Genomic DNA, 23,881 nt, shown 5'->3' with positions numbered 1-23,881 from the left:
TGTTGCCAATCTTCGATGCGTTGGCTGAATCTGTGGAGAAGTAGCTACTCGCCGACTGCGAATTCCTTAGGCAGGTTGAAGCTGGCCCCAGTTAACTCTTCAACATTGACATCCTTGAAGGTCAACACTCGAACGCTCTGCACGAATCTATCGGTGCGGTAGATGTCCCAAACCCAAACATCCTTCATGTTCAGTTCAAAATAAAAGTCGTTGACCGTATCAATCCGCTGCATCTCGACCTCATTGGCCAAGTAAAAACGGCGCTCAGTCTCAATTACATATTTGAAGGTTCCCACGACGTCGCGATACTCGCGATAAAGGGCCAGTTCGGCCTCTCTGTCGTAGTCCTCGAATTCGTTCTCATCCATTGCTGAAAGTCTATTCCCCTAGGCCGACCAACTAATCCGAAACCGCGTTGGTTGTGGATTCGTCGGCCAAAATCTTACCTAGCCAAGTCACCCGGTGCTCGCTGCTCGGCCCAAGGTTGCGGACAGCTGCAATGTGGGCGGCAGAGGCATAGCCCTTATGCCCCTCAAGCTCGTATCCTGTAATTCGCTTACCCAGTTCGATCATCAGGTCGTCCCGGGCAACCTTGGCAATCACAGATGCCGCTGCAACTGAAACACAGTCGCGGTCAGCCTTGGTTCGCACCATGACATCTATTCCACTTGCTTTAGGCCCCAGCCAGTTGTGCGAGCCATCAAGAATAATCACAGCACCGTCATGGATTATTTGTGTACGCAGTTCCTGATTCTCAAGGATTTGAGCGAGGGCCCCTGACCCTGCTTGGGCAAGGGCTGCCACAATTCCACGGTCATCAATCTCTGCGGCTGAGACCATTCCAACGGCCGAAGCTGAGACCCATTCTGTGACGGGCCCCACAATTTCATTGCGCACTTTTTCACTTATTAATTTTGAATCGCAGAGCTTGTCTGGCCAGCTGGTTTTAACTCGGGCATCTTGGCGGTCAAGTAAGGCAACTCCCACGGCCACCGGTCCGGCGATTGCGCCACGCCCTACTTCATCCATACCGATAACGAAACGGGCTCCCGCAGCCCACAACTCTTGCTCGAGGTTAAGGCTTGGGAATGTTTTTGAAGACATCTGGATAGTTATCTAACCAAGTGAAGTTGCTGAATGGCCAGGAAACCATAAACGCGCGTCCAACCACGAACTCTTTTGAAACAAATCCCTTGCTTGGTAAATCGGTATGGAATCTGGAATCGGCCGAACCGTCACGGTTGTCGCCCATGACCCAAAATGAATTTGCTGGAACGGTCACGTCAAAATCAATATCGGAGGGATTTTTATCTGCTCCCAAATATCTTTCAGTTATTGCAACCCCGTTGATGGTGATTTTTCCATCTGCATCACAGCAGATCACTCGGTCACCACCAACACCGATGACTCGCTTAACGAGATGTTGACTACTGTCCGGTGCGGTGATGCCAAATGCCGAGAGTAACCAGTCAGACGCCGCGGTAATTGGATCAAGCTGCGTCTCGTCTGCAGTACCAAGCCAACCACCTGGATCTTTAAAAACCACTACGTCACCGCGCTCAAGCGGAACGAGATCTGGCACCAGTTGATTCACGATAATCCGATCATCAATCTGCAGCGTTTCGAGCATTGAACCCGAAGGAATAAAGAATGACCGAATCAAAAATGTCTTTATTAAAAGAGAAAGCACCAACGCGGTACCGGCAATTACCAGCAGATCTATGAAGAAAGAAACGAAAATGTTTTTTCTAAATCTGCGCCATTTGCTGCGGCGGCGTGGTGCTTTTCTTGTTGGGCTTGGAAACTGCCCTAGGTCTGTCATGTATTAAGGCTAGATGCTAAAACTGGATTTCTAACCAGATTTAAGCGTTGTCGCGCTTTTCCTGAATCTTTGCCTTCTTGCCACGAAGATCGCGTAGGAAGTAAAGCTTCGCGCGGCGAACGGCACCACGGGTTACAACTTCGATCTTCTCGATTACTGGTGAGTGGACTGGGAAAGTACGCTCAACACCAACCTGGAATGAAATCTTGCGAACGGTGAAGGTTTCACGAACTGATTCGCCTGAACGACGAATAACGATTCCCTTGAAAACCTGAACACGGCTGCGGTTACCTTCGATGATGTTTACGTGAACGTTCACTGTGTCACCAACGCGGAACTCAGGAATGTCTGAGCGAAGAGAGGCTGCGTCTACTGAGTCAAGAATGTGCATTTTTGTATCGCCTTCTGTTACTGCGCGCAGGTCAACAACGGGTAAGTAATTGATGTTTTGTCATTCATTTGCCTAACTCCCCTGCGGCAGAGCATCTAAGGCGAATAACCTGTTTAGTTTACCTGTCAAACACCGATGTGAGCAACCTGTGCCACAAGCCAACAGGCTGGAAACCCAGTATTTATCTGGGTTTTGGAAGAGTTTTATTCGGATAGCAGATCCGGGCGCACTCGCTTGGTGCGCTCGATTTGCTGTTCGCGTCGCCAAGCGGCAATTGCCGCATGGTTTCCGCTGGTCAAAACCTCTGGAACATCAAAGCCTCGCCAAGAGGCAGGCTTGGTGTAACTGGGATACTCCAGCAAACCATCAGAGTGTGATTCCTCGATCAAGCTCTCGGCATTGCCGATCACTCCGGGAATCAAACGGGCAATTGCCTCAATCATCGCCAGCGCGGCAACTTCGCCACCATTCAAAACATAATCACCAAGACTGATCAATCGCACCTTGGCCTTAGTTTGCGCGTAATCAACCACTCGCTGATCAATCCCCTCGTAGCGACCACAAGCAAAAACCAGATGCTGGGCCGATGCAAGCTCGTGCGCGGTTGCCTGCTTGAATTGTTCACCAGCAGGTGATGTGAAAATTACGGTGCAATCGCCGTCTTCCGGAAGAATCTCATCAAAAGCCAATCCCCAGGGTTCTGGCTTCATTAGCATTCCGGCACCACCACCGTAGGGGCTGTCGTCAACGGTCTTGTGTCTGTCAAAGGTGAAGTCACGAAGGTCACGAACGTGAAGATCAATCAGGTTCTTTTCGCGAGCCTTGCCTAGCAGCGATAAATCCAGAGCCTTAAAGTAGTCCGGAAAAATCGTGATTGCGTCAATGCGCACTTATTCGCCCTGGCGTGAAGAAGAGCTGTCCTCGTCTGAATTCAAGGTGCGCTCAAGCTGGTCACGAATCGCCGCAAATGCTGCCGGCTGCTCCTCAAGCGGCAAGGCCGAAACTCGAGCTACTTCTTCTTTTACCTGCTGGGTTAGATCTTCAGACATGCGTTAAGCCTATTCGTAAAGCGCTGGTTCTACATCCAGCGCATAAATTGGAGTTTCCGAGTTGTAAATAACTGCGCAAGCAGCCCGCAACGCACCGATACTCTTTGGGTCGCCCTGAGTTACCATCACCTTGTTACCGAGCAGCTCAACCTCGGCTCCCCTGCACGAGTAGCCGTGTTTGGTCTTCTTCGGCTGGTCATAGTCGGCAAGCAATTCGGCCATTGTCTCGATGATAAAAATTGGGCGATCTTCCTTTTTTACACCCAAAACTTCCTTGCGAGTGCTGATTCCAGTCATTACCAACACCGATGCAATCTCCGCGCGATTTGCACCGCGGATATCGGTGTCGATCCGGTCACCAACGAAAATCGCCTGCTTGGCACCAAAGTGCTCGACAGCAGTTTTAAAAATCGCCGGTTCAGGTTTGCCAGCTACGATTGGCAGCTGACCTACGGCGGTGTGCACCGCCGACACCAAAGTTCCGTTTCCTGGTGCAATGCCCTTTTCGCGAGGAATGGTCCAATCCTGGTTGGTCGCCACCCACTTGGCGCCGTTGGCAATCGAGTACGATGCCTCGGCCAAATCGGTCCAAGCAACGGTTGGGTCAAAACCCTGAATTACACCGGCTGGCTTTTCGTCTGAGCTACCAACGAGTTCGAAACCAGCTTCAACCACACGTGAACGCAAGCCTTCGCCGCCAACCACCAAAACTTTTGACCCGGCCGGAATTAAGGTTGCCAAAATATCCACGCCAGTCTTGGCAGAACCAATCACGTTTTCTGGTGCGGTGTGAATTCCAAAACCGGCAAGCTGATCTGTGATTGTTTCTGGCTTGCGGGATGAATTGTTTGTCACGTAACCAACCGGGATTCCCTGCGAAATAAAGGTGTTGATGGTCTCAACCGAGTCAACTATCGCATCGGTTCCCTCATAGATCACGCCATCCAGGTCGCAAAGCACAGTGTCGTACTTGCCCCAAACGGTCGCGCTCTTTTTGCCAAACATAGTCAGAAGATTCAATTCATCACGTATTAATCGCGTAGGTATCAGATCTTGGGTGAACAAAAACTACGTTCGCCTTAGCGACCGCGCGCGCTTCCGCCCGGACGACTCAAGCCGCCACCCTTACCACGACTGTTTCCGCCACCGATTTTTCCGCCGCCAAATGCACCGCCGCCGCCAAAAGTGTTGCGAGATTTGCGAATCTCATCAAGCGAAGGTCGCTTCTTTTCGGCAGACTCGGAGGCCGCCTGGTCTTTTGCCGCTGGTTTCTCATCAGCAGGTTTTGCCACCTTGGCTTCTGATTGGTCCTTTGCTTTATCGGTCATCTCTCGCCTCTCGCTTCCATGCTTCGCGCTCTACTGGCTTCTCTACAAATTCTGGAATTTCAATTTCTTCAAGCACAGAGAAAACTTCATCCTCAGGGGAACTGTAACCAGAATATGCCTGTTCGGCACGCTCGGCCAACCTGCGCCAACGTTTAGATTCTTCATCACGTCCCAACACCGATAGAGTCTCGGCGTAGGCGTGGAAAAGTGGTGCTGAGTAGTCAAAGACTTTTTCTGGGTTCAGCTCGGGAATCTGAAGTTCTGCAAGCGCCAGCTCATTTTGCCCAAGATCAAGACGGGCGCCAGACATCACAATCGCTAGGTTAACCCGCACTTCGGGCGACAGTTTGGTTCGATCAACCTCGCGACCCAACTCCAGCCCGCGTTCAGGACGACCAAGGCCACGTTCGCAGTCCACCATCAGAGGAACTTGATCGTTCGAGCCAGAAATTCGGCGGTAAGTAAGTAATTCTCGAAGGGCAAGTGCAAAATCACCGATGCCGTAGGCAGTTACACCAACGGTCTCGCGAACCATACCGATGCGTCCGGCTCGCTCGGCAGCAGCGAGTGCGTGCCGATGAGCAAGTTCTGGGTCCTGGTCGTGCAAAATGCTAACCATCGCCAAGTGGCGGGCTACCTTTTCGGCATTTTCAGGTGTAAGAGTCTTCAGCTGCACACGAATGCCAAGTTCAAGATCCTTTTCGGTGATCTCGTCTGGAATCGGCGGGCTCTTTGGTTTGTCGTAGTCAATTGGTCTGGCTACGCGCTCTTGCCAAGCTGGGCGTGAACCCCCTGAGTTTGGTCTGCTGCCACGACCACTCGGTGCATCCTGACGACGATCCCGGCCTCCTCGGCCAGAACCTTGTCCCGAATCACGTTCACGCATATTTATCTCCTGTAAGCATTCTACAAATGCCAGATAAACCAACATCTATCTACTCGACAAATGAAAGTTAAACCAAAATGGCCACCTCGAAAGGTGGCCATTTTGTTAAATTAAGTCCGGCGGTGTCCTACTCTCCCACAAGGTCACCCTTGCAGTACCATCGGCGCAGGAGGTCTTAGCTTCTGGGTTCGGAATGTAACCAGGCGTTTCCCCTCCGCTATGGCCGCCGAAACACTATTGAGTTATGTTTCGAAAGCACACATTGAAGTGTGATTTTTTGGTTCCCATACCTCGGGAACCACATAGTGGACGCAAGCAAAAAGTTATCAAGTAATCGACTTATTAGTACTGGTCAGCTCCATGGGTCTTTAGTCCCCACTTCCACATCCAGCCTATCAACGCAGTAATCTAGCTGCGAGTCTCTCGGCCTAAGCCATGGAATTCTCATCTTGAAGCAAGCTTCCCGCTTAGATGCTTTCAGCGGTTATCTTTCCCGAACGTAGCTAATCAGCGGTGCTCCTGGCGGAACAACTGACACACCAGAGGTTCGTCCATCCCGGTCCTCTCGTACTAGGGATAGGTCTTCTCAAAATTCCTGCGCGCGCAGAGGATAGAGACCGAACTGTCTCACGACGTTCTAAACCCAGCTCGCGTGCCGCTTTAATGGGCGAACAGCCCAACCCTTGGGACCTACTCCAGCCCCAGGATGCGACGAGCCGACATCGAGGTGCCAAACCATGCCGTCGATATGGACTCTTGGGCAAGATCAGCCTGTTATCCCCGAGGTACCTTTTATCCGTTGAGCGACAGCGCTTCCACAAGCCACTGCCGGATCACTAGTCCCGACTTTCGTCCCTGCTCGACTTGTCAGTCTCACAGTCAAGCTCCCTTGTGCACTTACACTCGACACCTGATTACCAACCAGGTTGAGGGAACCTTTGGGCGCCTCCGTTACTTTTTGGGAGGCAACCGCCCCAGTTAAACTACCCATCAGGCACTGTCCCGGAACCGGATCACGGTTCGCGGTTAGATAACCAGAGTTAGCAGAGTGGTATTTCAACAACGACTCCACCTGAACTAGCGTCCAAGCTTCAAAGTCTCCCACCTATCCTACACAACTAACGCCGATCACCAATACCAAACTATAGTAAAGGTCACGGGGTCTTTTCGTCCTTCTGCGCGTAACGAGCATCTTTACTCGTAATGCAATTTCGCCGAGTCCACGGTTGAGACAGCTTGGAAGTCGTTACGCCATTCGTGCAGGTCGGAACTTACCCGACAAGGAATTTCGCTACCTTAGGATGGTTATAGTTACCACCGCCGTTTACTGGGGCTTAAATTCTCAGCTTCGCCTTACGGCTAACCGTTCCTCTTAACCTTCCAGCACCGGGCAGGCGTCAGTCCGTATACATCGTTTTGCAACTTCGCACGGACCTGTGTTTTTAGTAAACAGTCGCTTCCAACTGGTCTCTGCGGCCATGCATGGCTTCGGAAGTAAATTCCTACACCACTCTGGCCCCCCTTCTCCCGAAGTTACGGGGGCATTTTGCCGAGTTCCTTAACCGTGGTTCTCTCGATATCCTTAGTATTCTCTACCTGACCACCTGAGTCGGTTTGGGGTACGGGCAGCTAGAACCTCACGTCGATGCTTTTCTTGGCAGCATAGGATCACCCACTTCGACCTTGCGGTCTCATCATCAGATCTCAGGCTATGTGAGTCACGGATTTGCCTATGACTCGCCCTACATCCTTAAACGGGGACAACCATCGCCCCGCGGAGGCTACCTTCCTGCGTCACACCTGTTAATACGTTAACCGCACAAGCATAGGGTCGGAAACTCCACAACAAATCCATCCCGAAGGACTTCAGAGCTGCTTTATTGCCTTAGCATTACTTGATTAGTTTGGGCGGTTCTTCGCCGGTACGGGAATGTCAACCCGTTGTCCATCGACTACGCCTGTCGGCCTCGCCTTAGGTCCCGACTTACCCAGGGCGGATTAACCTGGCCCTGGAACCCTTGGTCTTTCGGACGGCGGGTTTCTCACCCGCCTTTCGCTACTCATGCCTGAATTCTCACTCGTGTGGCGTCCACGGCTGGATTACTCCGCCGCTTCGCTCGCCACACGACGCTCTCCTACCCATCTGTACGCCTGGACCTTACGGCCTGGCAATGGTACAAATGCTACAACTTCGGTGGTGTGCTTGAGCCCCGTTACATTGTCGGCGCGGAATCACTTGACCAGTGAGCTATTACGCACTCTTTCAAGGGTGGCTGCTTCTAAGCCAACCTCCTGGTTGTCTATGCAACTCCACATCCTTTTCCACTTAGCACACGCTTTGGGACCTTAGTTGGTAGTCTGGGTTGTTTCCCTCTCGACTATGAAGCTTATCCCCCACAGTCTCACTGCTGCGCTCTCACTTATTGGCATTCGGAGTTTGGCTTACGTCAGTAACCTTGTAGGGCCCATCGGCAATCCAGTAGCTCTACCTCCAATAAGAAACACGCAACGCTGCACCTAAATGCATTTCGGAGAGAACCAGCTATCACGAAGTTTGATTGGCCTTTCACCCCTACCCACAGCTCATCCCCTCCATTTTCAACTGAAGTGGGTTCGGTCCTCCACGACGTCTTACCGTCGCTTCAACCTGGCCATGGGTAGATCACTTCGCTTCGGGTCTAGGACATGCGACTCAACGCGCTATTCACACTCGCTTTCGCTACGGCTACCCCACTCGGGTTAACCTCGCCACATATCGCTAACTCTCAGGCTCATTCTTCAAAAGGCACGCTGTCACCAGAACAAGCTGGCTCCAACGGTTTGTAAGTAAACGGTTTCAGGTACTATTTCACTCCGCTCCCGCGGTACTTTTCACCTTTCCCTCACGGTACTTGTCCGCTATCGGTCATTGGGTAGTATTTAGGCTTATCGGGTGGTCCCGACAGATTCGCACAGAATTTCACGGGTTCCGTACTACTTGGGATACTTCTCCAGCGTCCACAACGTTTCGACTACGGGGTTGGCACCCTCTATGACTGGCCTTTCAAGACCATTCGTCTACATTGCTTTCTACTGTTGCTGTTCGGTAGAACAACTGAAAAGTCCCGCAACCCCGACCATGCAACGCCTACCGGCTATCACACATGATCGGTTTAGCCTCTTCCGGGTTCGCTCGCCACTACTAACGGAATCACTTTTGTTTTCTCTTCCTGTGGGTACTGAGATGTTTCACTTCCCCACGTTCCCTTTACCTGCCCTATATATTCAGGCAGGAATAACTGGATCGAGTCCAGCTGGGTTTCCCCATTCGGAGATCCTCGGATCAAAGTCTGTTTATCGACTCCCCGAGGCTTATCGCAGATTACTACGTCCTTCTTCGGCTCCCAATGCCAAGGCATCCACCGTTTACTCTTAAGAACTTGATATCTAAGAGACCACTGAACATTTTCAATAATGAAATTGATTCAGAGATCTTTAATTTTTAAGATGCTCGCGTCCACTATGTAGTTCTCAAAGTACGGGCGGTACCACTCCAGAGACTAGGCCTGGCGCTTTTGGGCGCTGGTTCACTAGCTTGTGTGGTCCAGTCCGCTGCATTACTTAAAATGCAATCGGCCTTGAAGGCGGTTTTACCCGATCCTTCAGGACCCAACAGTGTGCAAAAGCAACTTCCTAGAGAAGCTCGTTCCAGACCACAAGGGTCGTACTTAAGCCGCTAAACTCGGCTGCTTACTATTCGATATTCCACCCTTGAGCTACCCAGCTAGAAACGTTTGTTCTAGAACTGGATCTCTTATGAGAAGCAAGCTTCTCGAGATGCTCCTTAGAAAGGAGGTGATCCAGCCGCACCTTCCGGTACGGCTACCTTGTTACGACTTAGTCCCAATCACCGATCCCACCTTCGACGGCTCCTTCCTTACGGTTAGGCCACCGGCTTCGGGTGTTACCGACTTTCGTGACTTGACGGGCGGTGTGTACAAGGCCCGGGAACGTATTCACCGTAGCGTTGCTGATCTACGATTACTAGCGACTCCGACTTCATGGGGTCGAGTTGCAGACCCCAATCCGAACTGAGACCGACTTTATGGGATTCGCTCCACCTTGCGGTATCGCAGCCCTTTGTATCGGCCATTGTAGCATGCGTGAAGCCCAAGACATAAGGGGCATGATGATTTGACGTCATCCCCACCTTCCTCCGAGTTGACCCCGGCAGTCTCCCATGAGTTCCCACCATTACGTGCTGGCAACATAGGACGAGGGTTGCGCTCGTTGCGGGACTTAACCCAACATCTCACGACACGAGCTGACGACAACCATGCACCACCTGTATAGCAGCCTTGCGGGGAGCGTATTTCTACGCTTTTCTACTATATGTCAAGTCTTGGTAAGGTTCTTCGCGTTGCATCGAATTAATCCGCATGCTCCGCCGCTTGTGCGGGCCCCCGTCAATTCCTTTGAGTTTTAGTCTTGCGACCGTACTCCCCAGGCGGGGTGCTTAATGTGTTAACTTCGTCACAGACCACGTGGAATGTGGCCCACAACTAGCACCCACCGTTTACGGCGTGGACTACCAGGGTATCTAATCCTGTTCGCTCCCCACGCTTTCGCTCCTCAGCGTCAGTTACGGCCCAGAGATGTGCCTTCGCCATTGGTGTTCCTCCTGATATCTGCGCATTCCACCGCTACACCAGGAATTCCCATCTCCCCTACCGCACTCTAGCTTGCCCGTACCCACTGCAGGTCCGAGGTTGAGCCTCGGATTTTCACAGCAGACGCGACAAACCGCCTACGAGCTCTTTACGCCCAATAATTCCGGACAACGCTTGCACCCTACGTATTACCGCGGCTGCTGGCACGTAGTTAGCCGGTGCTTTTTCTGCAGGTACCGTCACTTTCGCTTCTTCCCTGCTAAAAGAGGTTTACAACCCGAAGGCCTTCATCCCTCACGCGGCGTTGCTGCATCAGGCTTTCGCCCATTGTGCAATATTCCCCACTGCTGCCTCCCGTAGGAGTCTGGACCGTGTCTCAGTTCCAGTGTGGCCGGTCACCCTCTCAGGCCGGCTACCCGTCGTCGCCTTGGTGAGCCATTACCTCACCAACTAGCTGATAGGCCGCGAGCTCATCCTTGACCGAAATTCTTTCCACACCCTGGGATGCCCCAAGGTGTCGTATCCGGTATTAGCTACAGTTTCCCGCAGTTATCCCAGAGTCAAGGGCAGATTGCTCACGTGTTACTCACCCGTTCGCCACTAATCCACCGGAGCAAGCTCCGGCTTCATCGTTCGACTTGCATGTGTTAAGCACGCCGCCAGCGTTCGTCCTGAGCCAGGATCAAACTCTCCGTAAAAGTTAAACGCCACTTGCAAGCAAGAGACAAACTTAACAAAACCCCCGGAAAATGGGGGCATTAGTTTGATCTGACTAAATCAGATTGTCTGACAATCTGTCTAATCCAATATTTTCTCTGACTATTTAGGCAAGCCTAAATAACCAAGAGGTTCTTGGTATCGACATAGTGCACACTGTTGAGTTCTCAAGGATCGGATGCTTCTGCGGACTTCTCTTTCGATGGTCTACAGAGCAACTTCACAAACTTACCATAGATTTCCAGCGTGTCAAATAGGCACAATGAAAATTCCGTGGTATTAGCCTTAAATCTTAGATATAAAAGCTCAGGCAAACAAGGCCTGAAAGCCTTTATTTCATAGGATTTGTTGCTCTTGAGCCGGACTTCTAATCAGAAGATTCCAAACTTTGGGCAACGAGTGTCTACATTACGTTCATATAACGATGAAGTCAAATCCAAATGGGCCTTTTTGCGAAAAAACTTTAAATATTTTTCGGCCTGCGGCCTATAGTTGCGCCATGGCCCAGAAACCCAGTGTTTACGCGCTGAATACGCCCGCTAAGGTCTTCTTGCCACGGCGCAAAACCGCAAATTTTGAGTGCAATAAGTCGGTCAAAACGGCTGCTTCGTCGATAATTTTCTCGTTATTTAGATAAACGCCGCCCTCTTTAATAGCGCGGCGGCCCGCTGAGATGCTGTCAACCAACCCGGTTTCAATAAGGAGCTGGGTTATCGGTGTGCCAACGGAAGCCGTTGTCTTAGGCAACTCCCCCAGAGCGGAGGCCAAAGTATCCGCGTCTAGTGCAGCTAGGTCGCCCTGGCCAAAGAGAGCTGCCGAGGCATCGATTGCTGCCTGGGCAGATTGAGCCGAGTGAACCAGGGTGGTGACCTCAAGGGCCAGGCGCTTTTGGGCAGCACGAAGGTGCGGGGCCTCGGCAGTCTGCTTGGCAAGATCTTCAATTTCAGCCCTGGTTAAAAAGGTAAAAACCTTGAGGCGATCGATCACATCGGCATCGTCTACATTTAGCCAGAACTGGTAGAAGGCGTAAGGGCTGGTGAACTCGGCGTCTAGCCAAACCGCGTTGCCCTCTGACTTTCCGAATTTCTGGCCATCACTGTTGGTGATCAGCGGGGTGGCAAGAATGTGTACAGATTTACCCTCGACCTTGCGAATCAAATCGGTGCCCGAGGTTAGGTTGCCCCACTGGTCACTGCCACCCATTTGCAGGGTGCAGCCGTAGCGTCGGTAGAGCTCTAGGTAGTCGTAGCCCTGCAGGATCTGGTAGCTAAACTCGGTGTAGCTGATGCCGTGCTCTGAGTTCAGGCGGGCAGAAACCGCGTCTTTACTGAGCATGGTGCCAACCCGGAAGTACTTGCCGATGTCGCGCAGAAAGTCGATAGCGCTTAGCGGGGCGGTCCAGTCCAGGTTGTTGACTAGGCGGGCCGGGTTCTCCCCCTCAAAAGATAGGAATCGTGACGCCTGTTTGCCCAACTTCTCTACCCACTCGACAACTGTCTCTTTGGTGTTTAGGGTGCGCTCGGCGGTTGGACGCGGGTCGCCAACCAGACCGGTTGAACCACCGATCAGGGCAAGCGGCTTGTGCCCGGCGAGCTGGAGGCGACGCATGATCAGCAACTGAACCAAATTGCCGAGGTGCAGGCTGGGCGCAGTTGGATCGAAGCCAATGTAGTAGGTGATCTTGGTCTCATTCAGTGCCGTGCGGAGGGCAGCTTCATCGGTGCTGAGGGCAACTAGCCCTCGCCACTTGAGCTCGTCGAGCAGATCCTTGAAACTTGGGTCGTTGCTTTGAGTTTTTAGAGCCTGGTTAGACATGGTTTATCCCTCACGCTTTGGGGCAATTTTGCGCAGAGCCGCAATTTGTTCGAGAACCCTTGGCAAGGCGGTACCGCCGGCACCAGCGCGGGCCTTAATGGAGCCACCAACGGTGAGCACATCGCGGACATCTGGGGTCAAGGCCGGAGAGATCGCCGCCATTTCGGCATCGGGTACCTCGTGGAGTTCAAGATTGTGCTGTTCGCAATAAGAAACTAGTTTTCCGGTGATTTCGTGAGCGTCACGGAAGGCAACCTTTTGCTTGACCAACCACTCTGCTACATCGGTGGCCAGTGAGAATCCAGCCGGGGCCAGCAACTCTAGGCGGTTGCGATTGAACTGAAGGGTCGCGACCATTCCGGTAAAGGCAGGCAGCAGAACAGTAAGGGTATCGACAGCATCAAAAACCGGCTCTTTGTCTTCTTGCAGGTCCCGGTTGTAGGCAAGCGGTAGACCCTTTAGAGTTGCCAGCAGCCCGGTTAGGTCACCAATCAGTCGGCCGGCTTTACCGCGAGCAAGCTCCGCGATATCGGGGTTTTTCTTTTGCGGCATGATCGACGAGCCGGTTGAGTAGGCGTCGTGTAGTTTTACGTAATCGAACTCGGCACTGGCCCAAATGATGATTTCTTCTGAAAAACGAGACAGGTTGATGCCAATCAAAGTGGTGATGAAGGAAAACTCGGCAACCACGTCTCGGCTGGCTGTGGCATCAATCGAGTTTTGGGTAGGGCCGGCTAGGCCAAGCTCGCGGGCCACCAGGTTTGGATCTAGGCCAAGGGTGTTTCCAGCTAGGGCTCCGGCGCCGTACGGAGAAAGATTGGCGCGCTTACGCCAGTCCTCGAGGCGCTCTAGGTCGCGGACAAGTGGCCAGGCGTGAGCGAGCAGGTGATGAGAAAGCTGGACCGGCTGGGCATGTTGGAAGTGGGTGCGACCTGGCATGGCTACGCCCAGGTGCTCCTCGGCGCGGGAAACCAGGACCTCGATCAATTGGGTGACCTGTTCGCGAATTATCACTGCCTGATCGAGGAGGTAGGTGCGGATTAATGTGGCGATTTGGTCATTGCGGCTTCTGCCGGCTCGGACCTTGCCGCCGAGTTCGACACCGGCAATCTCGATGAGTCCACGCTCGAGAGCTGAATGAACGTCTTCATCGGTTGGTTTTGCCTGGAAGCTTCCCTTGTTTACTCGATCTAGGAGTTCAACCAGGCTGCGATCGATTTTTTCGAGTTCAGCGACCGATAGGTAGCCGGCGGATTGCAGCGCCTTGATGTGAGCCCGGGTGCCGGCGATGTCGTAGGCCGCGAGGCGCCAATCAAAGTGAACCGAACGACTTAGCGCGACGAGCGCATCCGAAGGGCCACCCTCAAAACGACTGCCCCAAAGAGCGTTTGATCCTGTGCCTGATTCGGGGTTTGCGTTCATGAAATAAATCTTACTTTCGAGAGTTTTTTGGGGTTTGGGTTAGGCCTGTTCGGCGAGCCAAACCATTAGTGCTTTTTGTGCGTGCAATCTGTTCTCTGCCTCGTCCCAAATAACTGATTGGGGACCGTCAAGAACTTCAGCGGCAACTTCGTAGCCACGATACGCAGGAAGACAGTGCATGAATATTGCATCAGGCTTTGCCTTGGCAAAAAGTTCTTGATCAATTGTGTACCCGGCGAAATCACGCAGGCGCTGTTCTTTCTCGTCCTCCTGCCCCATCGAGATCCAAGTGTCGGTGATGACGACATCGGCATCTGCGATTGCCGCTAATGGTTCGCCGTGCACAGCAATTGAACCCCCGGTTTGCTCTGCGATTAGCTCTGCGCGTGCAACGATGTGCGAATCAGGCAGGTAGTTCGCCGGGCCGGCTACCGCTACATGCATTCCAGCCGTTGCACCACCGATTAGGTAACTGTTTGCCATGTTGTTGCTTGCGTCACCAACGTAGGCGAGCTTCAGGCCAGCAAGTTTTCCTTTGTGTTCCTGAATGGTCATTAGGTCAGCAAGGATTTGGCACGGGTGGTACATGTCGCTAAGCGAGTTGATTACTGGCACGCCAGCGTGCTCGGCCATTTCTTCTAGACCAAGTTGCGCATATGTACGCCAGACGATCTGCGCTACCTGACGACCTAGTACACGTGCGGTGTCGGCAACGGATTCCTTGGCACCCATTTGACTCGTTTGGCTGTCGATAATTAGCGGCGAACCACCAAGGTCGGCAACGCCAACTGCAAATGACACTCGGGTGCGAGTTGATGTCTTGTCAAAAATCAAGGCGACAGTCTTTGGCCCAGCAAAAGGTTTTTCAGAATACGGATTTTTCTTGAGTTCGATTGCGCGACGAATAATCTCTGCCTGCTCCTTTGGAGTCAGATCATCGTCTTTCAGAAAGTGGCGAACCATTTTTTATCCGTTTCTTGGTTTTTATTAGGGAAGCACGATGGTACCAACACCGGTAACTGTAAAAATTTCTAGCAGAATGCTGTGTGGGGTTCGACCGTCAATTACGTGCGCGGTTGGTACACCGCCTTGAACAGCCTTGAGACAGGATTGCATTTTTGGAATCATGCCTGATTCAAGAGTTGGCAGCAGTTCATCAAGTTCTTGGGCGGTGATTTCTGAAACCAGCGAGTCGCGGTTTGGCCAGTCGCTGTAGAGACCCGGCACATCGGTAAGCACCATGAGTTTTTCGGCACCAAGTGCCACAGCAAGGGCTGCGGCGGCAAGGTCCGCGTTCACGTTAAGTAATTCGCCTCCGGTGGTTGGTGCGACAGTTGAAACAACTGGAACGCGACCAGCCTCAAGTGCCTCAAGCACGATGCGCGGGTTAACCTGGGTGACTTCGCCAACTAGACCAATGTCCACTGGTCCTTCACCGGTTTCAAGGGTGGTCTTCTCTGCGCGGAAAAGATTTCCGTCTTCACCTGACATGATGACAGACTCTGCACCTGCGTCTTGAATCAGCTCAGCGAGTTGCGCAGAAATTTCTTCGCGTAAAACATCACGCACCACGGTTATGGTTTCGTCTGTGGTGACGCGAAAGCCGCCGCGGAATTCGCTCTGGATACCAAGCTCAGCAAGGCGAGCCGAGATTTGTGGTCCGCCACCGTGAACCACTACCGGACGAATGCCGACCCAGCGCAAGTACGCCATATCTTCGGCAAAGGCTTTTTGCAGTTCAGCATCAACCATTGCGTTGCCACCAAACTTAACGACTACAACTTTGCCGTGAAACTTTTGCAACCAAGGCAAAGACTCAATCAGCGTCTTTGCCTTGATGGCTGCAATCGCTTGGTCTTGCTGTTCTGAGGGAATCATCAGCTTGAGTACTCGCTGTTCTCTGTCACGTATTCGTGAGTAAGGTCATTGGTGTAAATGGCAGCTGAGTGAGTTCCGGAATTTAGGTTGATGGTGATGTCAACCGCGCGTGGCGACAGATCAACCAACTCACGCGGTTGATCTGGCTGCCCCTTACGAGAAACACTAACTCCGTTTATCGAGACATCGATGTTGTATGGGTCAAACTGTGCCTTAGTAACCCCAACCGCGGCAAGAATGCGACCCCAGTTTGGATCGTTTCCGTAGATTGCCGCCTTGAATAAATTGTTTCGCGCTACGGAACGACCAACTTCTTCGGCATCTGCTTCTGAGGCTGCGCCCTGCACCGTGATGGTGATGTCGTGCGATGAACCCTCTGCGTCTTGCTGCAGTTGCGTTGCGAGAGAAATACAAATCTGAGTTAGGGCGACAGTGAAGTCATCTTGACTTGGTGTGACATTGCTGGCGCCAGAAGCCATCAGCGTGACCTGATCGTTGGTTGACATGCAGCCGTCGGAATCGAGGCGATCAAAAGTAACGCGAGTGGCTGCGCGAAGAGCTTGATCGAGCGACTTGCTGTCGAGAGAGGCATCGGTGGTGATAACTACGAGCATTGTTGCAAGACCTGGGGCTAACATTCCCGCACCCTTTGCCATACCACCGATAGACCAGCCATCGGCGTGAGTGAACTCTGCGGTCTTTGGTTTTGAGTCTGTGGTCATGATTGCCTGAGCTGCAATTGCACCGTTGGTGGTGTTTAGATTTGCGGCTACCGCTGATGTTCCAGCTAGAAGTTTTTCGCGATCAAGTTGGTCGCCGATAAGTCCGGTTGAACAAACCAGAACATCGCCAGCGCTAACGCCAAGCTCCTCGGCAACCTTTTCGGCAGTTGCATGAGTGGTTTGGAAACCCTGTGCACCGGTGTAGCAATTGGCCCCACCCGAATTCAAAATGATTGCCGAAACCTGGCCATCTTTGATTACCTCTTTACTCCAGATGATTGGGTTTGCTTGGCAGCGATTGGTGGTGAAAACAACTGCAGCAGAATTCAGCGGGCCCTGGTTTACAACCAGAGCAAGGTCTAGCTTTCCTGACTTTTTTAGTCCCGCGTGAACCGCGCCAGCAACGAAACCCTTAGCGAGTGTGACTGTCATTACTGGGCGCCTTTCTTAGCAAGACTGATTTGCTCGAGTCCGGTTTGCTCTGGAAGTCCGAGAGCAATATTCATTGACTGGATCGCGGCGCCACCGGTGCCCTTGACTAGGTTGTCGATTGCGCAAACAGTAATCAGACGGTTGGCGTGTGAATCCACGGCAAGTCCAACCAGCGCAAAATTGTCACCAATGGTGTCTGCGGTGCTTGGGAATTCTCCGGTGGCGGAAATCTTGATGAACTGCTCCCCCACATAGGCAGCTTCAAACGCAGCACGAATCTTTTGCAAATCAACACCAGGCTTCAGCACTGCGGTATTCACCGCCAGGATTCCGCGTTCGATTGACGCAAGAACAGGTGTGAAGTTAACCTGCACTTGTGCACCGGCAGACTTCGAAAGATTTTGCTCGATCTCTGGAGTGTGACGGTGAATGCCACCAACCTGGTAGGCGTCAGCAGAACCGGTTGGTTCGATTTCAAAAAGTTTTTCGGTGGCGCCACGACCAGCACCAGATGTGCCAACGGTTAGCACGCTCACGATATCGGTGTTTGAAACCAGCCCGGCTGCAAGCGCAGGAGCAAGACCCAAGGTGATTGCGGTGACGTTGCAGCCAGGTACCGCAATGCGCTTGGTGTTTTTCAAAAGTTCGCGTTGCTTGCGGTTTCCACCGATAAGCAACTCAGGCATTCCGTATGTCCAGGTTCCTGCATGTTCCCCGCCGTAAAACTTTTTCCAGTCAGCCTCTGACTCCAAACGGAAGTCGGCACCGCAATCCAGCACCAGCGAATCTTTGCTAAGCCAGGCAGCAACTTCGGCGGACTTTGAATGAGGCAGCGCAAGAAAAACAATGTCGTGTCCCGCTAATACCTCTGCTGTATTTTCTTGAAAAATTACGTCGGCAAATTTAGGAACGTGCGGGTGAAGTGTAGAAACTTTTTGACCAACCATGCTGCTGGCGGTGACGGTCTTGAGTTCAAGCTGCGGGTGCTCGGCAATAAGACGCAGTAGTTCCCCGCCGACGTTGCCGCTGGCGCCGGCTACGGCAACTGAAAATGTCATTGCGTTCCTATCGTTATTGCTCGAGCCGCTAAGCCCTGAGGGTTGCACCGAATCTTTGATTGGCGAGAGCTACCGCTGCATCTCTTGCAGTTGATGCTTCCGCCTGGGTGAGTGTGCGATCGGCTGCTCGGAATCTCAGCGCGAAAGTAAGTGACTTGTGGCCCTCGGCAACGTTTGCCCCGCGGTAGTCATCAACTAGAACGACTCGTTCTAGAAGTTCTCCGGCACCTTCGCGAATCACTTCAAGAAGTTTTGCGGCGGCCAAATCAACAGGTACCACCAGTGAAAGATCTTGAGTTGCAGCTGGCATGGTCAATAACTGGCCTGCCTGGACTACCTGCGGAGCCGCTTCGAAAAGTTTCTCGAGATTAATTTCGAAGGCGCCGATACGGCGAGGCAAGTCGTGGTTGGTCGCCAAGGTTGGATCCAGTTCACCGGCAACACCGATAACGGTGTTTACGCCATTGATCTCGGCCAAAACTTCTGCTGTGCGACCAGGATGGAAACCAGTTGGCGCTGCCTGCTGGAATTCAACCTCAACGCCAACCGATTTTGCCAAGACTCGAACCGCGTGCAGGGCATCGGCGTAGCCAGCCTCAACGGAACGCACTCCCACTTGTTGAGCAATTCGATTGCCAGCAAATAGACCAGCCACGTGGTGCGGCTGCGCTGGAACGGTTGCGTTTAACTCATTGAGCTGAGTCTCACTTGGCCGCGCATTGCCTACAGGAAGCTCTGGGTTAGCACCAACTTTTCCTGCGGGCAAGAAGACGGAACCCTCTTCAAAAATTGCCAGATCAGTAAGACCGCGCGACAGGTTTCGCTTGGCTGCATCCATCAGGCCAGGCAGCAGTGAAACTCGCATCTCGTTGACATCACCCTGCAGCGGGTTGGCCAACTTCACAGTTGCGACTTCCTGGGCGGCAAACAACTGGTTCTGGTCAGCGGATACAAATGGGTAGGTCAGCACCTCAACGTGACCTGAGCCAGCCAAAGAATTAACTACCGCGCGACGACGCTTCTGCTTTGGATTTAGACCACGACCAGGAGGAGCTACCGGTAAACGCGAAGGAATGCGATCGTAGCCACCGATGCGAGCAATCTCTTCGACTAGATCGGTCTTGTGGGTGAGGTCAGGGCGCCAACTTGGCACGATAACCTCGAAGCCGCCATCAACCGTTGCGACCACGCAACCAATCTGATTCAAGATTGAAACGGTTTCTTCAGGAGTGTAGTCAACACCAACGAGCTCGCTGGCAAAATTTGCAGGCAACCAAATTGGAGTTGGCTCAAAGTGCTCACGGAAGTCTGCCCCGAATGATTCACTCGTGCCAAGGGCCTGTACTTCAAGCAACTGGACAACTCGAGCCGCGGCAAACTCAGCAACGTTATTGTCTACCCCGCGCTCGTAGCGCTTGGATGCTTCAGAAGGAAGTTTGTGGCGTCTTGCAGAGCGTGCAATTGAAACCGGATCAAAATTTGCAGCTTCGATCATTACGTTGACTGTGGTGTCAGAAACCTCAGTACGCTCCCCACCCATCACACCAGCGATACCAATTGCACCGGCGTCATCGGCAATCACTAAATCTTCTGGGTGCAGCTTGCGCTCTTGGCCATCGAGGGTCTTGATAGTTTCACCAGCATTGGCACGGCGGACTGTGATGCCACCTTGCAACTTGTCAGCGTCATAAGCGTGCAGCGGTTGACCGAGTTCCAACATGACGTAATTGGTGATGTCAACGATTAGGGAGATTGAACGCATACCTGCGAGCTTCAATCGGGCGACCATCCAAGGCGGAGTTGGTCGCTTGGTGTCTACTCCCTTAACGGAACGCAATACAAAACGGTGACAGCCTTGACTTCCGCGAATCGGCGCGTGGTCTTCAATTTTCAGATTGAAACCACTGGTTGACTCGGGCTGTGCGTTTCCAATTGGGTCTCGGAATTCCCCACCGGTTGCGTGCGCGAATTCACGCGCGATTCCGCGAATTGAGAAACAGTAACCGCGGTCAGGGGTGACATTAACCTCGGCAGCCTGTTCAGAAAGTTGCAGCAGCTCAACTGCATCGGTGCCAATTTTTGGATCCAGACCTAACTCGTGCAAACGAATAATTCCGGAGTGGTCGTCGCTGAGGTTTAGCTCACGACCTGAAGCCAACATGCCGTCACTGATGTGACCATAGGTGCTGCGTGCGGCAATTTTGAAATCTCCAGGAAGGACGGCACCTGGCAGGCACACGACAACCTTGTCGCCAACTTCAAAGTTGCTTGCGCCGCAAACAATTCCGCGAACGTCATCGCCACCGTCAGCCGCCTTTTGACCGGCAGCGGCAACACGAATCTGGCACCAGCGAATTGTTTTTCCGTTGGTCTGTGGCTCTTCAACAAATTCAAGAACTTCGCCGACCACTAGCGGGCCGGTTACGTCGAAGCCGTGTGAACCTTCTTCTTCAAGACCAACCTTGACGAGTTCGGCCATCACGCTTTCAGGAGTAGCGTCACCTGGTAAGTCAACGTACTCGGCCAGCCATGACAATGGGACGCGCATTAGATTGACACTCCAAACTGCTCGCTGAATCGAACATCAGATTCAACCATGTCGTGCATGTCTCGCACGTCGTTGCGGAACATGAGCGTGCGTTCGATACCCATTCCAAATGCGAACCCGGAATACACCTCTGGATCGATTCCAGCGGCCTTCAGCACGTTTGGATTTACCATGCCACAACCGCCCCACTCAACCCAGCGAGCGCCACCCTTGGCACCCGGGTGCCAAACATCAAGCTCTGCAGAAGGTTCAGTGAAAGGGAAAAACGATGGGCGCAAACGAATTTGTGCATCAGGGCCAAACATGATCCGCGCGAAGTGTTCCAGCGTTCCGCGAAGGTCAGCCATGGTTAGGCCCTTGTCAACGGCAAGTCCCTCAACCTGGTGGAAAACAGGTGTGTGAGTTGCGTCAAGTTCATCGGTGCGGAAAACGCGACCAGGGCACAACACGTAAATCGGCACTTCGCGAGTCAGCATGGAACGTACCTGCACCGGAGATGTGTGGGTACGCAGGACTAGATGAGATTCAACTGGATCGACAAAGAAAGTGTCTTGCATCGCTCGCGCTGGGTGATCAGCATCAAAGTTGAGCGCGTCAAAGTTGAACCATTCGCTCTCTACCTCAGGGCCTTCCTCGATTTCCCAACCCATACCTACGAATACATCGGCGATGGTGTCTTGCAAGAGTGAAAGTGGGTGTCGAGCACCGATGCGAGCCGGCTCTGGAGCCGCGGTAATGTCCACCGCTTCGGCGGCTAGTTTGGCAGCCTGCTCAACTGCCCAGAATTCTGCTTCTTTGGTAGTGAAGGCCTCGTTTAGGGTGCCGCGAGCCTTGCCGATTAGGGCACCCGCCTCAGCTTTGAACTCGTTTGGAACGCTCTTCATCTGGGCATTTAGCTTGGCAATAGCCGACTGCTCGCCAACGGTGTTCTGACGGGCTGCTTTTAGGCTGGCCAGGTCCGTGGCAGCGGAAATGACCGCCAAAGCCTCGTTAACTGCTGCTTCGACGGCCGGCTGGGTAATTGGATTTTCGGCAGACATAGGGCTCAAGTCTACCTTTTAAGGCTCTAAATAGCGGTGATTAGCGGTTTTGAGCGAAGGCCGAGGCGTAAAGGCAGATGCTGGCGGCGGTGGCCAGGTTCAGCGACTCGGCAGCACCGTAAATCGGCACGGCAACCTCTTGGTCTGCCAGGTCCAGGGTGCTTTGCTCAAAGCCCCAGGCCTCGTTCCCAAATACCCAGGCGGTTGGTTTAGCCAAGGTCTCTGCTGGCAGGTCGGGGATTTGCTCTCCCCCGCCGTTGGCCGCAAAAACCTGTAAACCGGCGGCTTTTAGGGCCGAAATGGCATCCTCGATCTCTACATCCACGGCAAAAGGCAGGTGAAAAAGCGAGCCGGTTGTTGAGCGGACAACCTTTGGGTTGTACACGTCGACGCTGTTGGCGCTAAAAATCACGGCATCGGCACCCGCTGCGTCGGCTGCTCGTAGCACTGTGCCGGCATTGCCCGGGTCACGAATATTGGCCAACAGTGCAACCAGCCGCGGTTTGGCGTCGATTATGTCTTGCAGGGTGACGTCTATTTGCTCGCAAACGGCAACCACACCTTGCGGAGTGGTGGTGTCGGTTAGGGCCTTCAGTACAGGCTCGCTAACCAATTGGACCTGAATACGGGCGCTTTCGGCGCGCTCGAATAGATCTGGATAGCGCTCGACCGCGTCATCGGTTGCGTACAACTCGACGATTAACTTTGGGCGGTCTAAAGCTTCTTTTAGGCCCTGAGGTCCCTCAAGCAGAAAGAGCCCGGTCGATGACCGGGCGTCTTTCTTAGTTAGCTTGGCAACCCCACGGACCTTGGCGGCCTTGGGATCGATTAGCACTTGAAGCTACTTAGCCTTTGGAGCTGAGGTGTCTGCTGGCAAAGCTGCCTTTGCAGATGCAACCAAGCTAGTGAAGGTCTTAGGGTCGTTTACCGCTAGGTCAGCAAGGATACGACGGTCAACCTCAATACCTGCAAGGCCTAGACCCTGGATAAAGCGGTTGTAGGTCATACCGTTTGCACGTGATGCAGCGTTAATGCGCTGGATCCACAGACGACGGAAATCACCCTTGCGTGCACGACGGTCGTTGTATGCGTAAACCAACGAGTGCAGCATCTGCTGCTTTGCCATGCGGTAAAGACGTGAACGCTGACCGCGGTAGCCCTTGGCGCGCTCTAGAGCGGTACGACGCTTCTTGGCACCGTTAACCGCGTTTTTTACTCTTGCCATTTGTTGCTCCTAAAAAGTTTGATTGGGCTTACTTGCCGAGTAGGGTCTTGAGGGTCTTGTAGTCGGCCGGTGAAACCACCTGGTCGACATTTAGGCGACGCTTGCGACGGTTTGACATGTGCTCCTGGTTGTGGCGCATGTTGATCTGCTGCTTCATGATCTTGCCGCTACCGGTGAAGCGGAAACGCTTCTTGGCGCCCGAGTGGGTCTTCTGCTTTGGCATTGCTATCTCCTGTTTTTCTACTCGGCAGCTTCTACGGCTGCCGACTTCTTTGGCTGTTCTTCAGATTCGGCTTTTTTAGCCTTGTCTGCTGCTTTCTTTGCTTCTGCTTTCGCATCGGCTTTGTTCTTCAGCGGACCGATGACCATCACCATGTTGCGGCCGTCAATCGAAGGATTCGATTCGACAACACCCAACTCAGCGACTTCTTCAGCAAGCTTCTGAAGCAACTTGATGCCCATTTCTGGGCGAGACTGCTCGCGACCGCGGAAAACCACGATCACCTTGACCTTGTCACCGGCCTTGAGGAACTTTACGATCTGCGCGCGCTTTGTGCCGTAGTCATGGTCATCAATCTTTAGACCAAAACGGACGGTCTTGAGAATGGTGTTGACCTGGTTTTTGCGGGCCTCACGGACTTTTTGGGCAGCTTCATACTTGAACTTGCCGAAATCCATTAGCTTTGCAACCGGTGGCTTTGAAGTTGGAGCTACCTCGACTAGGTCTAGGTCTTGCTCCTGAGCCATACGTAGGGCATCTTCAATTTTTACAACGCCAATTTGCTCACCTTGGGCGCCGACGAGGCGAACCTCTGGCACACGGATGCGCTCATTGATACGGGGATCGCTGATCTGTTACTCCTCTGGACATGACATGAATGGCCACATCACAGGCGGGA

General features: G+C 52.9%; 21 protein-coding genes and 3 rRNA genes. All 24 read right to left on the bottom strand.

Going from position 1 to position 23,881, the window contains the following annotated elements; all coding sequences use genetic code 11:
- Positions 1 to 44: 44 nt before the first annotated feature.
- Positions 45 to 368, bottom strand: coding sequence for a DUF2469 family protein (locus RHOLA_RS02555; RefSeq protein ID WP_038502155.1), 324 nt, complete (start codon positions 366 to 368; stop codon positions 45 to 47).
- Between the two features lie 31 nt (positions 369 to 399).
- Positions 400 to 1,104, bottom strand: a complete 705-nt coding sequence (locus RHOLA_RS02550; protein WP_038502152.1) for a ribonuclease HII — start codon at positions 1,102 to 1,104, stop codon at positions 400 to 402.
- Positions 1,076 to 1,822, bottom strand: a complete 747-nt coding sequence (gene lepB, locus RHOLA_RS02545) for a signal peptidase I (RefSeq protein ID WP_038502150.1) — start codon at positions 1,820 to 1,822, stop codon at positions 1,076 to 1,078. The genes RHOLA_RS02550 and lepB overlap by 29 nt, the downstream gene beginning before the upstream one ends.
- A gap of 40 nt (positions 1,823 to 1,862) precedes the next feature.
- Positions 1,863 to 2,213, bottom strand: coding sequence for a 50S ribosomal protein L19 (rplS, locus tag RHOLA_RS02540; protein WP_038502148.1), 351 nt, complete (start codon positions 2,211 to 2,213; stop codon positions 1,863 to 1,865).
- Positions 2,214 to 2,416: 203 nt separating this feature from the next.
- Positions 2,417 to 3,103 (bottom strand): tRNA (guanosine(37)-N1)-methyltransferase TrmD, encoded by a 687-nt coding sequence (gene trmD, locus RHOLA_RS02535; RefSeq protein WP_038502146.1) that lies wholly within the window; start codon positions 3,101 to 3,103, stop codon positions 2,417 to 2,419.
- Positions 3,104 to 3,262, bottom strand: coding sequence for a type II toxin-antitoxin system VapC family toxin (locus tag RHOLA_RS07325; RefSeq protein WP_144239018.1), 159 nt, complete (start codon positions 3,260 to 3,262; stop codon positions 3,104 to 3,106).
- A gap of 9 nt (positions 3,263 to 3,271) precedes the next feature.
- Positions 3,272 to 4,267, bottom strand: a complete 996-nt coding sequence (locus RHOLA_RS02530) for an HAD-IIA family hydrolase (protein WP_051636212.1) — start codon at positions 4,265 to 4,267, stop codon at positions 3,272 to 3,274.
- A 74-nt stretch (positions 4,268 to 4,341) separates the two neighbouring features.
- Positions 4,342 to 4,590, bottom strand: coding sequence for a hypothetical protein (locus RHOLA_RS02525; protein ID WP_038502143.1), 249 nt, complete (start codon positions 4,588 to 4,590; stop codon positions 4,342 to 4,344).
- Positions 4,580 to 5,476, bottom strand: a complete 897-nt coding sequence (locus RHOLA_RS02520) for a hypothetical protein (protein ID WP_051636211.1) — start codon at positions 5,474 to 5,476, stop codon at positions 4,580 to 4,582. Before RHOLA_RS02520 ends, RHOLA_RS02525 begins: the two co-directional genes overlap by 11 nt.
- Positions 5,477 to 5,590: 114 nt before the next feature.
- A 5S ribosomal RNA gene (gene rrf / locus RHOLA_RS02515) occupies positions 5,591 to 5,707 on the bottom strand.
- A gap of 91 nt (positions 5,708 to 5,798) precedes the next feature.
- Positions 5,799 to 8,901, bottom strand: a 23S ribosomal RNA gene (locus RHOLA_RS02510).
- A gap of 402 nt (positions 8,902 to 9,303) precedes the next feature.
- Positions 9,304 to 10,823: ribosomal RNA gene (locus tag RHOLA_RS02505) — 16S ribosomal RNA — on the bottom strand.
- The 16S, 23S and 5S rRNA genes sit together here, the layout of an rRNA operon.
- A 538-nt stretch (positions 10,824 to 11,361) precedes the next feature.
- Complete coding sequence (gene tyrS / locus RHOLA_RS02500; protein WP_038502141.1) at positions 11,362 to 12,657, bottom strand: tyrosine--tRNA ligase; 1,296 nt, start codon at positions 12,655 to 12,657, stop codon at positions 11,362 to 11,364.
- Positions 12,658 to 12,660: 3 nt separating this feature from the next.
- On the bottom strand, positions 12,661 to 14,079 hold the full coding sequence (argH, locus tag RHOLA_RS02495; protein WP_038502138.1) for an argininosuccinate lyase: 1,419 nt from the start codon (positions 14,077 to 14,079) through the stop codon (positions 12,661 to 12,663).
- 39 nt (positions 14,080 to 14,118) lie between these two features.
- Entirely contained in the window at positions 14,119 to 15,042 is a 924-nt protein-coding gene (gene argF / locus RHOLA_RS02490; protein ID WP_038502137.1) for an ornithine carbamoyltransferase, read from the bottom strand.
- Between the two features lie 24 nt (positions 15,043 to 15,066).
- On the bottom strand, positions 15,067 to 15,957 hold the full coding sequence (argB, locus tag RHOLA_RS02485; protein ID WP_038502135.1) for an acetylglutamate kinase: 891 nt from the start codon (positions 15,955 to 15,957) through the stop codon (positions 15,067 to 15,069).
- Positions 15,957 to 17,111 (bottom strand): bifunctional glutamate N-acetyltransferase/amino-acid acetyltransferase ArgJ, encoded by a 1,155-nt coding sequence (gene argJ, locus RHOLA_RS02480; protein ID WP_038502133.1) that lies wholly within the window; start codon positions 17,109 to 17,111, stop codon positions 15,957 to 15,959. Before argJ ends, argB begins: the two co-directional genes overlap by 1 nt.
- Positions 17,111 to 18,169 carry an N-acetyl-gamma-glutamyl-phosphate reductase gene (argC, locus tag RHOLA_RS02475; protein WP_038502132.1) on the bottom strand — a complete coding sequence of 353 codons (1,059 nt, stop codon included), beginning with the start codon at positions 18,167 to 18,169 and terminating at the stop codon, positions 17,111 to 17,113. The genes argJ and argC overlap by 1 nt, the downstream gene beginning before the upstream one ends.
- 28 nt (positions 18,170 to 18,197) lie before the next feature.
- Entirely contained in the window at positions 18,198 to 20,717 is a 2,520-nt protein-coding gene (gene pheT / locus RHOLA_RS02470) for a phenylalanine--tRNA ligase subunit beta (protein WP_038502130.1), read from the bottom strand.
- A complete protein-coding gene (pheS, locus tag RHOLA_RS02465; protein ID WP_038502128.1) occupies positions 20,717 to 21,757 on the bottom strand; it encodes a phenylalanine--tRNA ligase subunit alpha in 1,041 nt (346 codons plus the stop codon). Before pheS ends, pheT begins: the two co-directional genes overlap by 1 nt.
- Positions 21,758 to 21,797: 40 nt before the next feature.
- Positions 21,798 to 22,592, bottom strand: coding sequence for a TrmH family RNA methyltransferase (locus tag RHOLA_RS02460; RefSeq protein WP_038502126.1), 795 nt, complete (start codon positions 22,590 to 22,592; stop codon positions 21,798 to 21,800).
- 6 nt (positions 22,593 to 22,598) lie between these two features.
- Positions 22,599 to 22,982: a 50S ribosomal protein L20 gene (rplT, locus tag RHOLA_RS02455; protein WP_038502124.1), complete on the bottom strand. Its 384-nt coding sequence runs from the start codon at positions 22,980 to 22,982 to the stop codon at positions 22,599 to 22,601.
- Between the two features lie 28 nt (positions 22,983 to 23,010).
- Positions 23,011 to 23,205, bottom strand: a complete 195-nt coding sequence (gene rpmI, locus RHOLA_RS02450) for a 50S ribosomal protein L35 (protein WP_038502121.1) — start codon at positions 23,203 to 23,205, stop codon at positions 23,011 to 23,013.
- A 17-nt stretch (positions 23,206 to 23,222) separates the two neighbouring features.
- On the bottom strand, positions 23,223 to 23,801 hold the full coding sequence (gene infC, locus RHOLA_RS02445; RefSeq protein WP_051636210.1) for a translation initiation factor IF-3: 579 nt from the start codon (positions 23,799 to 23,801) through the stop codon (positions 23,223 to 23,225).
- Positions 23,802 to 23,881 lie beyond the last annotated feature (80 nt).

Source organism: Rhodoluna lacicola, from assembly GCF_000699505.1.
GTDB classification, from domain to species: Bacteria; Actinomycetota; Actinomycetes; order Actinomycetales; family Microbacteriaceae; genus Rhodoluna; species Rhodoluna lacicola.
The sequence above is the reverse complement of the archived record's forward strand: the minus strand, read 5'-3'. Positions and strand labels throughout refer to the sequence as shown.